The organism is Pseudoalteromonas sp. CNAT2-18.1 (assembly GCF_022347865.1).
Lineage (GTDB): Bacteria > Pseudomonadota > Gammaproteobacteria > Enterobacterales > Alteromonadaceae > Pseudoalteromonas > Pseudoalteromonas ruthenica.
Genome location: NZ_JAKRFR010000002.1, coordinates 183,815 through 196,942, shown reverse-complemented (window position 1 = coordinate 196,942; position 13,128 = coordinate 183,815). Strand labels below are relative to the sequence as shown.

Sequence of the window (13,128 nt, the reverse complement as noted above, 5' to 3'; positions counted from 1 at the left end):
CGATGGATAAACTGTAATTTTGGAGAGTTAATTTGCAATTTAGTGATTTGGGTATCGATTCTCGACTGTGTGGGCAACTAACGCATCAAGGTATTACCACGCCCACCGATATCCAAGCGCAGGCCATACCCTTGGCACTCGCTGGCCATGACTTATTTGCGCAATCAAAAACCGGATCAGGTAAGACGCTTGCCTTCTTGTTGCCTGCAGTACAACGGGTTATGAAGCAGCGGGCCCTATCAAAGCGCGACCCCCGTGTAGTAATTGTCACCCCGACTCGCGAGTTAGCGTCGCAAGTATACTCACAGCTACGTTTACTGATAGCCGGAACGGCGCTGTCGGGAACAAAAGTGATTGGCGGTGAAAACTTTAATGACCAAGTTAAGGCGCTGCGCAAGAATCCACATTTTGTGGTTGGCACGCCAGGGCGAATTGCCGACCACCTTGACGGCCGCTCATTACAATTAGGCGGCCTGGAATTGCTCATTTTTGATGAAGCTGACCGCATCCTTGACCTCGGTTTTACCGAGCAAGTTGAGCGTATCAATGCGGCCGCAGATCATCGTCTGCGCCAAAGCCTTTTGTTTTCAGCTACTTTGGAGCACGCTCAGGTCGGAGCGCTCTCGCGTAACCTATTACGCAACCCTAAGGGCGTGACCATTAGTGCCGCCACTGATGAGCATAGCGATATCTCACAGCATCTGTACTTAGCGGATCACCTCGACCATAAAGAGGCCCTGCTCGATCACTTTATTGCCCAAGAGAATGTTGGTCAGTGTATTATTTTTACCGCCACACGAGATGATACCGAGCGCTTGTGTAACAAGCTCACGGCGCAAGGCTTTAAGGCCGTCGCTCTCGCAGGCACGCTGGCGCAAAGCAAACGACTGGATATTATGGATGCCTTTAGCCGTGGGCTATACCAAGTGTTGGTTACCACCGACGTGGCGTCACGGGGCCTCGATTTACTTAACGTCACCCATGTAATCAATTTTGACTTGCCAAAACATGCGGAAGAATACATTCACCGTATTGGTCGTACTGGCCGCGCGGGCTTTAAAGGTCATGCCATTTCATTAGTGGGGCCGAAAGATTGGCAAAGCTACCTGGCGATAAACCAATTTATGCGCCGTCCTTTGCCGTTCAGTGAAGTGGAGGGGCTAGTCGGCAAGTTTAAAGGCTTTACTCGTCCAAAACCGCCAGCGAATACAAAGAAAAAGCCCCAGGATAAAACGAAGCCAGCAACATCTAAAAAACCTCTTGCTAAGCGCAAGAAAAGTAAACCCATGCAGGTAAAAGTGGCGCAACCCGCACCGTTTGACCCGAACAGCATGGGCGTAAAACGCAAGCCTAAAAAAAATAACGACACAGAGAGCGAATAATGAGTGAATTAGGTCAATGGCAAACGCTGTTTGTTGAGGAAGTCGCAGGCGAAGGCGCGTATTTGCGAAGCACCGAACTCGGTGAAGTATTTTTACCTGCCTCTGAGCTGCCCGATGATTTACAACAAGGTGATAGCTTAGGCGTATTTGTCTATTTAGATAGTATGGGCCACGCCACCGCAACTCGAAAAAAACCATTAGCGCAAGTGGGCGATTTTGCTTTTTTACAAGTTAAACAAGTCAACAAAACCGGCGCCTTTTTAGATTGGGGTCTGGATAAAGACTTGTTGGTACCCTTTAACGAACAAAAACCCCGAATGCGAGAGGGAAATAGTTATTTAGTAAAGCTCTACCTGGACAATGCCTCCAAACGTATTTGTGCATCCAGTAACCTCAATAAATTTGTCGGTCACGCAAAGCCTCGTTACCAGCTCAACGATGCCGTTGACATCATGGTGGCTGCTAAAACCGACTTAGGCTACAAAGTGATTGTCGATGATAGCCATTGGGGACTTATTTTTCATAATCGCGTACATCGCCCGCTGTACGTTGGTCAACAGCTTAACGCGTTCGTCTTGCAGTGCCGCGAAGATGACAAACTTGATATTGTCTTAGAAAAGCAAGGAATAGCAAAGCTAGACCCGCTTAAAGAGCAAATACTGCAAGCGTTAAAAGACGGTGGTGGCGTGTTGCCGCTTGGAGATAAGTCTGCGCCGGAGGCCATAAAGCGCCAGTTTGGCACCTCAAAAGCGAACTTTAAAAAGGCTATTGGTGGTCTGTTTAAAGATCAACTTATTGATATCGAGGCCACACGAATCACATTAAAAACGCGACCTTAAGTCGCGTTTTTACGTAGATTAGTAGGATTGATAACGAAGGTCATCATAAGGCAGTGCGCAGCGTACATAACGCTTAGAATAATCAAGCAACTCTGAGCGATTACTAATACTCAACGGAGCAAGCCGAAAGATACGCCCTTCACACTCTACACGTTTAATATCATGGCCTTCCATACAATTACCCACTGAACGCCCAGACTCCAACAGCATTGCTTCATTGTTGGCGCAAATCGCATAGACACGTTTTGCCAGTGCCTCTTTCAGAGCAAATAGATCCACATCTTGGTATTCTACCTGCTCAATCAACAGCGCCAGTGCGCGCGCATTACTTTCTGCGGTGCTCTGGCGATGATAATAGTAACCTGCGGCCACGATGAGGGCTATCAGCAGAATGTATTTCACCTTAGTCTCCTAGACTCTCATTAATCTCAGTTAATACCGCAACTGGATCAGCAGCTTGCGTGATTGGACGACCAATAACCAGATAGTCGCTGCCGCTCGCGACGGCTCGCTCTGGTGTCATTATACGCTTTTGGTCCCCGGCATCGCTTCCTGCTGGGCGGATCCCCGGTGTCACGAGTGTAAACTCTGACCCCAACTGTGATTTTAATAACTGCGCTTCTTGCGCTGAACAAACTACACCATCAAGACCAGCCTGCTGTGCAAGCTTGGCTAGATACAATACTTGTTCTTGTGGGGATTTATCAATACCTAATTGTTTTAATTGTATTTCATCCATACTGGTAAGGACGGTCACCGCAATCAGTAACGGCGCTTTGTCACCGAAAGGAGTCAATGCTGCTTTCGCCTTTTCCATCATTGCCACACCACCACTGGCATGAACATTAACCATCCATACCCCTAATTTTGCAGCCGCAGTCACCGCTTTAGCAACAGTGTTAGGAATATCATGGAATTTCAAATCGAGAAATACATCGAAGCCCAAATCCACCAATTGTTTGACAAAATCGGGACCAAACAACGTAAACATTTCTTTGCCTACCTTTAAGCGGCAAGTGCTAGGTGATAATTGCTTTACAAAAGCTAAGGCTTTGTCTTGGTCGTCATAATCTAAGGCGATCAATACTTTTTTAGAATCAACAGAGCTCATTTTTTTCCTGTTTAAAAACCATCAAGCCCACGGCTTGGCTGTATAGACTCCCAGTGTCGACATGAAGGACATAACCAGTAATGGCTATGGCTTTCAAAACCACAATGCTGACATTGATAGTCTGCCTTGGTGTCTATATATGATTGGATCAGTTTATCTATGGGGTTTAATGCCTCATCGAGTTGGGCATTTTGACCAGCCAATAATTGTAACAGAAAACGAAAGCCACGGATATTCGGCTGTTTCTTCAAGCTTTTGGTGAGAAACTCCATAGCCGCTTGGTTTTCGCCTCGTGTTAATAAATGCTGGCAATAATGAATTTTAAGAAGGACACCGCCTTGCTCTACCAGCTCACTCAACAATTGCTCGAACTGTTGCTGTAAATTCAAATGACGATAGGCGTTGGCTAGCTTATCAATCACTAACGGTGAGCAGCGGGTAAATTGAGTGACTAAGTCACGCCAATAGTGAATTGCTTGCACATAGTCTTCCCGTTGATAAGCCTGTAAGCCCAGTTCATATAAGGGGCGAATACTCGGCTCGCCTACTCCTAAGGCTTGTGACATCAACTCTGTTTGCTGACTGTTAAGGGCTGCCTCACAGTAAAAATTCGCAATCGCAATACGTTGTTGGCTGTGAATGAATAAATGGGCATGACGCTGGTATAACTCAACGCCTTTTTGCCATTCTCGCGTTTGTGAGTATAAGGTGATCAGCGGCTCAATGGCCTGCTGACGCTTCCCCTTAACAAGGATAAGTAGGTGCTCTTCTGCGCTATCAAGCAATCCAGCCAAGATATAGTCCTGTGCCAACTCTAAGCGACTTTCAGTGAGCTGATCTTGATTTAAGTTAGGGTGCTCAAGTAATAACTCATGAATCTTGATGGCGCGGTCAAGCTCGCCGCGCTTGCGAAACAGTGCCGCTAAGGTCAAGTAGTGCTCGACCGAGTCCGCAGAGACCTCGAGTAACTGAATGAGGTGTTCAAGGCCTTGATCCTCTTCCCTATCAAGCAGGTACTTAAGGCCTTTACTGTATTCGGCGGTGATTTTGCGATTATGTTGATGGGCTTGGTTTTTGGCACTGTTTTTACCCATTATCCAGCCGTAGCCCGCAGCTACAGGCAAGAGTAAAAACAACAGTTCAAGCATGGCTAACCGTCTTTTTCAGTGGCAGGCTCAGGGCCTATGTCATTGTTGGAATCACGGGCTAGCTTGGTATTGCGTCGCTGCAAGCGGTAGTTTTGCCACTTTAACTTGGAAAACACACGGAAACTTACAAAGCAACCGACTAATAGGCCTATAACAAAACACACGCTGATAAGGGCAGCAAGTGGTAATTGAGCGCTAGCAATAAGATAATTTACTTGAACAGACTGTGGATTTTGCGAACCCAATACGAAGGCAATAAAAACACACAGTACAAAAAGAACGATTTTTACAACCTTCACTCGGTAACGACTCCGTTGTTATTATTGTATGCTCTCGTTAACGCGATCGCGCAATTCTTTGCCTGGTTTAAAATGAGGGACATATTTACCGTCTAGTTCAACGGTTTCGCCGGTTTTTGGGTTTCGGCCTGTACGTGGTGCACGGTAATGAAGGGAAAAGCTACCAAAGCCGCGAATTTCGATGCGCTCGGCGCTAGAGAGCGAGCCGGCCATCTGTTCTAGAATTTCTTTTACGGCATTTTCAACATCACGTGCTTGGATGTGTGAGTGTTGTTCTGCAAGCTGTTCTATTAACTCTGACTTGGTCATAATGTTTCCTCAAGTGCTTACAAAAGGAAGGGCTTGCGCCCTTCCTAGACTCGACTAAAGCTTAGTCTTTTTGTGCATTTTTAAATGCAGCAGCCATAGCGTTTTCGAACTGAGGCTCATCTGCCTTCAGTTTCTCAAGCGCTTCTTTCTCTTCAGCTTCGTAAATCGCTTTTACAGAAAGGCTGATAGCGCGGTTCTTACGATCTACGCCAACAAACTTCGCTTCGATTTCGTCGCCTTCAGAAGCAACTGCAGTTGCATCTTCTACACGCTCTTGAGCGATGTCTGCTACACGGATGTAACCTTCAACGCCTTCAGCAAGCTCAACTGTTGCACCTTTAGCATCAACAGCTGTCACTTTACCTTTAACAATAGCACCTTTTTTGTTTGCGTCTAGGTAGTTATTGAAAGGATCCGCTTCGATTTGCTTAACGCCTAGAGAGATACGCTCACGCTCTGGGTCAACTTGAAGAACGATAGCTGTGATCTCGTCACCTTTCTTGTATTCACGTACAGCTTCTTCGCCAGGCGTGTTCCAAGAAATATCAGATAGGTGTACAAGACCGTCGATGCCGCCTTCAAGACCGATGAAGATACCGAAGTCAGTGATTGACTTGATCTTACCAGTAACTTGGTCGCCTTTGTTGTTAAGACGCGCAAATTCCTGCCAAGGGTTCGCTTTACACTGCTTAAGACCTAGAGAAATACGACGACGCTCTTCGTCGATCTCTAGTACCATTACTTCAACAGTATCACCTAGTGATACTACTTTAGATGGGTGGATGTTCTTGTTAGTCCAATCCATCTCAGAAACGTGTACTAGACCTTCTACGCCTTCTTCGATTTCAACGAAGCAACCGTAGTCAGTTAGGTTAGTTACACGACCAGTTAGCTTAGCGCCTTCTGGGTAACGGTTAGCAATTTCTTGCCATGGATCTTCGCCAAGCTGCTTAAGACCTAGAGAAACACGTGTTTTCTCTTTGTCGAACTTAAGTACTTTAACGTTGATTTCGTCGCCAACATTTACGATTTCTGAAGGGTGCTTAACACGCTTCCACGCCATGTCAGTGATGTGTAGTAGACCGTCTACACCACCTAGATCTACGAACGCACCGTAATCGGTAAGGTTCTTAACGATACCTTTAACTTCTTGACCTTCAACAAGGTTAGCAAGTAGCTCTTCACGTTCAGCTGAGTTTTCAGACTCAATAACAGCACGACGTGAAACAACAACGTTGTTGCGCTTCTGGTCAAGCTTGATTACTTTGAACTCTAGCTCTTTACCTTCAAGGTGAGTGGTGTCACGTACTGGACGAACATCAACAAGTGAACCAGGTAGGAAGGCACGGATTGAATCTACTTCAACAGTGAAGCCGCCTTTAACCTTGCCATTGATAACACCAGTAACTGTTTCGTTTTCTTCACACGCTTTTTCAAGGCGAATCCACGCTTCGTGGCGCTTCGCTTTTTCACGAGAAAGAATAGTTTCACCGAAGCCGTCTTCGATAGCGTCTAGTGCTACATCTACTTCGTCACCAACGGCAACTTCTAGTTCACCAGCAGTATTTTTGAACTGCTCTGCAGGAATGGCACTTTCTGACTTTAGGCCAGCATCTACAAGAACGATGTTGTTCTCGATAGAGATTACGGTACCTTTTACGATTGAGCCCTGTTGAGCTTCAAAATCCTGTAGGCTTTCTTCAAATAACTGCGCAAAATTTTCTGACATACTTAATACGTCTCTATAAGTTAAATTCTCCACATCGCGTCACTGCTCAGCGGGGTTATTAGTAAAACATCAGCATCCTGCCAATGTGAAATTAATTAGTCTTTTATACTCGTATGCGGGAGTTTGCCGGCTAAGACCGCATCTTCTAGGATCTTGTTAACCTGAGCGAACACCTGTTCGGCATTGAGCTGCGTTGTATCAACAGTGATAGCATCATCCGCTGGCACAAGGGGTGCCACGCTGCGATTCATATCACGTTCGTCACGTGCTTTAATGTCCTCGAGTAGACCACCTAGTGTAACATCCAGGCCACGCTCCTTCAACTCTTTAAAACGGCGCTCGGCGCGCTCTTCGGCACTGGCAGTGAGGTAAATCTTCACCTCGGCATCGGGGAACACCACCGTACCCATATCTCTACCATCGGCGATTAAGCCGTTTTCGCTGCGAAATGCGCGCTGACGGCGCAGTAATGCTTCGCGTACACGCGGCAGCGCGGCAACTTTAGACGCCGCAGCGCCGACTTCTTCGTTGCGAATGCCATGGGTGACTTCTTCACCCTCAAGGATAATCTTGCTCGAGTCGGTCTCGTTATCAAACTCGAATTGCACATCTAAATTCGCCGCCAGAGGAACAAGGGCCTCTTCGCTATCTAGGGCTATTTGGTGGTGTAACGCCGCGAGCGCTAACACCCGGTAAATTGCACCACTATCAAGCACGTCCCAGCCTAATTTTTGTGCAAGTAAGCGACACACCGTACCCTTGCCTGAGCCACTTGGCCCATCAATGGTGATCACCGGCATTGATGCCTGCATTCAAACCTCCTGCATGCACAGCAAACATTAAAATCGGCGGTATTATACGCGAACTTTTCTGCAAATTCGCGTCATTACAGTAGTTTTTTAATATTGTTTTGTAACAGATCAAGTATCAGCCTGCTTGCGAAAAAGCGTAAACAGGCTGCAAAGGCTAGTACTGACTGACGTGTGACAGTGTATCAAAATAGGTAGGGAAAGTTTTCGCGGTGCAATTCGGGTCGTTAATAGTGACAGGCCACCCGCCCACAGCAACCAATGAAAAGCACATCGCGATACGATGGTCGTTATAAGTATCGATAGCGACATCATTAAGTTCTGTTACCGGGGTGATTTCGATATAGTCTTCGCCCTCTATGACCTCAGCACCCAACTTCTTCAACTCGGTTGCCATTGCATGTAACCGGTCGGTTTCTTTGACTCGCCAATTATAGATATTACGAATTGCCGTTTTGCCCTTTGCAAACAGTGCGACTGTTGCCAGGGTCATTGCTGCATCAGGGATCGCATTGGCGTCAATGTCCACGCCTTTGAGTGTACCTTTGCGCACAACCAACTTGGTATCATACCAATCAATGTCAGCCCCCACCTGCTGCATGACCTTCGCAAAGCCGATATCTCCTTGTACACTTTGCGAGCCAACACCATGAATGGTGATTTCACCGCCAGCAATGGCTGCCGCCGCAACAAAGTAAGATGCTGAGGAAGCGTCGCCTTCAACCATAATGCGTCCAGGGCTTTGGTATGTTTGTCCGCCTTTGACATAGAAGCGTTGATAATTGTCATGTTCAACATGGACACCAAATTTCGCCATCACCCCAAGGGTGATATCTATATAGGGCTTAGAGACCAACTCACCTTTAATGCTGATGTTGGTATCCCCCTGAAACAGCGGAGCGGCCATCAATAAAGCGGTCAGAAACTGACTGGAAATACTGCCATCAATGCTTACTTCGCCCCCGCTGAGCCCTTGACCGTGAATCACCAACGGCGGATAGTGGCGCTGTTTGCTGTAGTGAATATCGGCTCCCAGTGACTGTAGCGCATCCACCAAGTGGCCAATCGGACGCTCTTCCATGCGCGGCTCGCCTGTCAGTGTGAAAGAGCCCGAAGTTGCTGCTAACACCGCAGTCAGAGGTCGAAATGCGGTGCCCGCGTTACCGAGAAACAAAGCATCATCTGGGGTATCCAGTTCACCGCCCCGCCCGTGCACCACAGCCTGCGTTTTATCATCGCTCAATTCAACCTTAACCCCTAAGGCCGAGAGCGCTGCAAGCATATGACGAATATCATCGCTATCGAGCAGGTTGGTCACTGTGGTGTTGCCCTGTGCAAGCGCTGCCAGCAATAAGATGCGGTTAGAAAGACTTTTTGAACCTGGGAGGGTGACCTCGCCATTGACGCCTTTGATTGGCGCTAATCGTAATGACTCCATCACCCATGCTCCTTGGCAAACTCATCCATAAAGGTCACGAGCGCCTCAATACCGGCAACGGGCATGGCGTTGTAGATGCTCGCACGCATGCCGCCAACAAAACGATGCCCTTCTAACGCCAGTAAGCCCGCCTGTTTAGATAGTGCTAAGAAGCGCTCGTTATGGCGCTCGTCGTTCAACCAAAATGGTACATTCATCAATGAGCGGCAGGCTTTGTCCACTTTATTATTGTAAAACGAGGAGCTATCGATGTAATCGTACAAGATGGCCGCTTTATTTTTGTTATGGCGCTGCATAGCTGGCACACCACCGTGCTCCTCGAGGTATTTAAATACTTCATCAGCCAGATACCAAGCGAAGGTCGGCGGCGTGTTATACATACTGCCTTGCTTGGCCTCCACCGCGTAATCCAATATTCCTGGGCGCGGCAAACCTTGGCGTTCAAGCAGCGTCTTACGAACAATCACAATAGCAAGCCCTGAAGGACCAATATTTTTTTGCGCACCGGCGTAAATAACATCAAAGTCATCAACATTGATTTCCCGCGATAGAATCATCGACGACATATCGGCCACGATGGGCGCACTAGGGTGGCGAGGCACGTCAAATAATTCAACACCATCAATGGTTTCATTAGGGCAATAATGAATGTAGCTGGCTTTTTCAGGCAATGGCCATTGCGCCACCGGGGTTACGCCAAACTGACCATCACGGTCATCACGTACGTTCAGTTCAACCACATCGGTGTACTTACGCGCTTCTGTCGCCGCGCCGTCAGACCAAATACCGGTATTAACATACACCGCTGGTGCATCGTCCAAATGCAGATTCATTGGCACAGCGGCAAATTGACCACGACCGCCACCATGCATAAAGAGCACGGCAAAGTCATCACTAATGTTCATTAACCGGCGCAAACGCGCCTCGCACTGTTGCGCCATGGTTAAAAACGGCTCGGCTCGGTGACTCACTTCCATCACCGAGACTCCAAGATTTTGCCAATCCAAAAATTCACTCTGTGCCTTTTTCATAACCTCGGGTGGCAACATGGCAGGGCCTGCACAAAAGTTGTATACGCTCATTACTTCTATTTCCTCATTCCATATGCGTATGGATAACACCTAGGACGCTATGCACCACGATTAAGTGCTCGAAAGGTATTATCAACAAATAAAAAAAGCGGCCGAAGCCGCTTTCATATACTAAGAGATTTACTCAGGCGTGTCATCGCCTGCAGTGGGTGCCTGTGAATTTTCTGGCACCTCATTTTGCTCTATGTCGACTAGGTCTTCATCATCGATTTCTTCGATACGTTGTAACCCAACCACAGCCTCACCGTCAATGGTGCGGATCAAAATGACCCCCTGGGTGTTACGACCAACGCGAGACACTTCATTAACACGAGTACGTACTAAGGTACCGCGATTAGAAATGATCATGATTTCATCATTGTCATCGACTTGCACCGCACCAACTACAGGGCCATTGCGCTCGCTCACTTTAATTGAGACCACGCCTTGTGTCGCTCGACTCTTAGCAGGATACTCTTCTAATGGTGTGCGTTTACCATAGCCATTCTCAGTCACGGTCAGGATAGCGCCATCCCCTTGCGGTACAATTAACGATACCACTTTGACGTCGTCTGGCATCTTGATGCCACGAACACCTGTCGCAGTGCGGCCCATAGGACGCAGAGCGAGCAGTTCTTCGCCCGTTTCAGGGTCACGTTTAACTTCACCCGTTTCAGCGTCGCGTTGTTTCTCATTGAAACGCACTACTTTGCCGTGCTCGGTAAATAGCATGATGTCGTCTTCACCAGTGGTGATACGTGCACCGATTAAGCTATCCCCTTCGTTCAGGTTAATCGCGATGATGCCGCTGGCGCGTTGACGGCTGTAGGCCGTCAGTGGCGTTTTCTTAACAACACCGCTGGCGGTCGCCATGACAATAAACTTGTCTTCTTCGTATTCACGCACAGGTAATATCGTGGTGATACGTTCATCAGCTTCGAGCGGTAGCAAGTTAACAATCGGCTTACCACGCGCTGCACGGCTGGCAAGTGGCAACTGATAGACTTTCAGCCAATACAAACGCCCTGCGCTGGAGAAGCATAAAATGGTGTCGTGGGTATTGGCAACCAGTAAGCGCTCGATGAAATCTTCATCTTTCATCTTCGTTGCCGACTTACCCTTACCGCCTCGACGCTGGGCCTCATAATCACTCAAAGGCTGGTACTTAACATAGCCTTCATGGGACAAGGTCACCACCACATCTTCTTCGTTGATTAAATCTTCCAAGCTGATGTCGTGCGCCGCAGCACTGATTTCAGTACGACGTTCATCGCCATAGGTGTCTTTAATCAATACTAACTCGTCACGGATCACTTCCATCAAACGCTCAGGTGAACCGAGGATATGTAACAACTCAGCGATAAGCTCAAGTAGCTCTTGGTATTCATCAAGGATTTTACCGTGCTCTAGACCTGTCAGCTTATGTAAGCGCAGCTCCAAAATAGCCTGAGCTTGGGGCTCTGATAGATAGTATTGACCATCGCGAATACCTAGGCCATCAGCAAGCCAGTCTGGGCGCGCAGCATCATCACCGGCTTTTTCCAGCATGGCTTTTACATTGCCGAGCTCCCACGGGCGAGATACTAACGCTTCTTTCGCCTCGGCCGGTGTTGGCGACTTACGGATCAGCTCAATGACCGGGTCGATATTCGCCAAAGCAATAGCAAGGCCTTCAAGGGTGTGTGCACGGTCACGGGCTTTACGTAAATCGTATACAGTACGGCGAGTGACCACTTCACGACGATGCAGAATAAAGGCTTCAAGCATCTCTTTGAGGTTGAAACAGCGTGGCTGATTGCCATCTAGGGCAACCATGTTCATGCCAAACACTGTTTGCATTTGCGTTTGTGCGTACAGGTTATTGAGGATGACTTCGCCGACTTCGCCGCGTTTTACCTCGATAACAATGCGCATACCGTCTTTATCAGACTCATCACGCAGCGCACTGATCCCCTCAATCTTCTTGTCTTTAACCAGTTCGGCGATTTTTTCAATCAAGCGCGCTTTGTTAACCTGGTATGGGATTTCATGGACAACAATGGTTTCGCGACCGGTTTTTTCATCCACTTCGACATCGGCACGAGCGCGAATATAAATCTTACCACGGCCTGTTTTATAGGCCTGCTCAATGCCCTTTTTGCCATTGATAATAGCTGCAGTAGGGAAATCAGGGCCAGGAATGTAGTCCATCAATTCTTCAATCGTGGTTTCCGGCTCTTTAATAAGCGCCAAACAACCATTGATCACTTCGGTGAGGTTATGCGGCGGTATGTTAGTCGCCATACCGACGGCAATACCCGAAGAACCATTGACGAGTAAGTTAGGCACTTTGGTCGGCAACACATCTGGGATTTGCTCGGTGCCGTCGTAGTTCGGCACAAAGTCTACAGTTTCTTTTTCTAAATCAGCCAGTAGCTCTTGTGATAGCTTCGCCATACGTACTTCGGTGTAACGCATCGCCGCCGCTGAGTCACCATCTACCGAGCCAAAGTTACCTTGACCATCAACAAGCATGTAACGCAAGGAGAATGGCTGTGCCATACGAACGATGGTGTCGTACACTGCACTGTCGCCATGGGGGTGGTATTTACCGATTACATCACCGACTACACGAGCCGATTTCTTATAGGGTTTATTCCAGTCATTGCGGAGTTCATTCATGGCAAACAACACACGACGGTGAACAGGCTTAAGCCCATCACGCACATCGGGAAGCGCACGCCCTACAATTACACTCATAGCGTAATCGAGGTAGGAATTTTTTAACTCATCTTCAATATTAACCGGAAGGACTTCGTTGGCGAGATCAGTCATTGATTCCACTTTCCTTCTTCATTGACAGCCTCCGTTCCCGACAAAGTGAAGGAGAATCAGCGACTGTCATTTGTCGTTATTATCTGCGTTCATGCTATCACATTATTTTTGATTTTACAGGCGCTAAATCTTTGCGATTTGCGAAAATCCCCCCGTATAATGGCCTCATAAACACGAGGA

At 47.7% G+C, this 13,128-nt stretch carries 12 protein-coding genes; 2 read left to right on the top strand and 10 right to left on the bottom strand.

Features of this window, described 5'->3' with window-relative positions; genetic code table 11:
* The first annotated feature begins 32 nt into the window (after positions 1-32).
* Together MHM94_RS04285 and MHM94_RS04280 are read left to right on the top strand one after the other, a co-directional pair.
* The gene (locus MHM94_RS04285; RefSeq protein WP_235419063.1) at positions 33-1,382 is read left to right on the top strand and encodes a DEAD/DEAH box helicase; all 1,350 of its coding nucleotides are present in this window, start codon (positions 33-35) and stop codon (positions 1,380-1,382) included.
* Entirely contained in the window at positions 1,382-2,221 is an 840-nt protein-coding gene (locus MHM94_RS04280) for a S1-like domain-containing RNA-binding protein (protein WP_045978735.1), read from the top strand. The genes MHM94_RS04285 and MHM94_RS04280 overlap by 1 nt, the downstream gene beginning before the upstream one ends.
* 18 nt (positions 2,222-2,239) lie before the next feature.
* Here the strand turns inward: MHM94_RS04280 and MHM94_RS04275 are convergent, their stop codons facing one another.
* From MHM94_RS04275 to gyrA, 10 genes are all read right to left on the bottom strand, one after another.
* Entirely contained in the window at positions 2,240-2,623 is a 384-nt protein-coding gene (locus tag MHM94_RS04275; RefSeq protein WP_022943841.1) for a hypothetical protein, read from the bottom strand.
* Position 2,624: 1 nt separating this feature from the next.
* Positions 2,625-3,332, bottom strand: a complete 708-nt coding sequence (gene pyrF / locus MHM94_RS04270; RefSeq protein WP_022943840.1) for an orotidine-5'-phosphate decarboxylase — start codon at positions 3,330-3,332, stop codon at positions 2,625-2,627.
* An 11-nt stretch (positions 3,333-3,343) separates the two neighbouring features.
* Positions 3,344-4,480 (bottom strand): lipopolysaccharide assembly protein LapB, encoded by a 1,137-nt coding sequence (lapB, locus tag MHM94_RS04265; protein WP_022943839.1) that lies wholly within the window; start codon positions 4,478-4,480, stop codon positions 3,344-3,346.
* Between the two features lie 2 nt (positions 4,481-4,482).
* On the bottom strand, positions 4,483-4,779 hold the full coding sequence (locus MHM94_RS04260) for a LapA family protein (RefSeq protein WP_045978733.1): 297 nt from the start codon (positions 4,777-4,779) through the stop codon (positions 4,483-4,485).
* Positions 4,780-4,800: 21 nt separating this feature from the next.
* On the bottom strand, positions 4,801-5,088 hold the full coding sequence (gene ihfB / locus MHM94_RS04255; protein WP_022943837.1) for an integration host factor subunit beta: 288 nt from the start codon (positions 5,086-5,088) through the stop codon (positions 4,801-4,803).
* A gap of 61 nt (positions 5,089-5,149) precedes the next feature.
* Positions 5,150-6,817: a 30S ribosomal protein S1 gene (rpsA, locus tag MHM94_RS04250; RefSeq protein WP_022943836.1), complete on the bottom strand. Its 1,668-nt coding sequence runs from the start codon at positions 6,815-6,817 to the stop codon at positions 5,150-5,152.
* 95 nt (positions 6,818-6,912) lie between these two features.
* Positions 6,913-7,629 carry a (d)CMP kinase gene (cmk, locus tag MHM94_RS04245; protein ID WP_045978732.1) on the bottom strand — a complete coding sequence of 239 codons (717 nt, stop codon included), beginning with the start codon at positions 7,627-7,629 and terminating at the stop codon, positions 6,913-6,915.
* Positions 7,630-7,783: 154 nt separating this feature from the next.
* Positions 7,784-9,064 carry a 3-phosphoshikimate 1-carboxyvinyltransferase gene (gene aroA / locus MHM94_RS04240; protein WP_235419064.1) on the bottom strand — a complete coding sequence of 427 codons (1,281 nt, stop codon included), beginning with the start codon at positions 9,062-9,064 and terminating at the stop codon, positions 7,784-7,786.
* Positions 9,064-10,146: a 3-phosphoserine/phosphohydroxythreonine transaminase gene (serC, locus tag MHM94_RS04235; protein ID WP_045978730.1), complete on the bottom strand. Its 1,083-nt coding sequence runs from the start codon at positions 10,144-10,146 to the stop codon at positions 9,064-9,066. Before serC ends, aroA begins: the two co-directional genes overlap by 1 nt.
* A 129-nt stretch (positions 10,147-10,275) precedes the next feature.
* Complete coding sequence (gene gyrA, locus MHM94_RS04230) at positions 10,276-12,948, bottom strand: DNA gyrase subunit A (RefSeq protein WP_022943832.1); 2,673 nt, start codon at positions 12,946-12,948, stop codon at positions 10,276-10,278.
* Positions 12,949-13,128: the final 180 nt, after the last annotated feature.

What these genes read in the sequence shown, in the direction of transcription:
- MHM94_RS04280 (WP_045978735.1), top strand. Translation starts at nt 1,382, where the DNA reads ATGAGTGAATTAGGTCAATGGCAAACGCTGTTTGTTGAGGAAGTCGCA.
- pyrF (WP_022943840.1), bottom strand. Translation starts at nt 3,332, where the DNA reads ATGAGCTCTGTTGATTCTAAAAAAGTATTGATCGCCTTAGATTATGAC.
- lapB (WP_022943839.1), bottom strand. Translation starts at nt 4,480, where the DNA reads ATGCTTGAACTGTTGTTTTTACTCTTGCCTGTAGCTGCGGGCTACGGC.
- ihfB (WP_022943837.1), bottom strand. Translation starts at nt 5,088, where the DNA reads ATGACCAAGTCAGAGTTAATAGAACAGCTTGCAGAACAACACTCACAC.
- rpsA (WP_022943836.1), bottom strand. Translation starts at nt 6,817, where the DNA reads ATGTCAGAAAATTTTGCGCAGTTATTTGAAGAAAGCCTACAGGATTTT.
- cmk (WP_045978732.1), bottom strand. Translation starts at nt 7,629, where the DNA reads ATGCAGGCATCAATGCCGGTGATCACCATTGATGGGCCAAGTGGCTCA.
- aroA (WP_235419064.1), bottom strand. Translation starts at nt 9,064, where the DNA reads ATGGAGTCATTACGATTAGCGCCAATCAAAGGCGTCAATGGCGAGGTC.
- serC (WP_045978730.1), bottom strand. Translation starts at nt 10,146, where the DNA reads ATGAGCGTATACAACTTTTGTGCAGGCCCTGCCATGTTGCCACCCGAG.
- gyrA (WP_022943832.1), bottom strand. Translation starts at nt 12,948, where the DNA reads ATGACTGATCTCGCCAACGAAGTCCTTCCGGTTAATATTGAAGATGAG.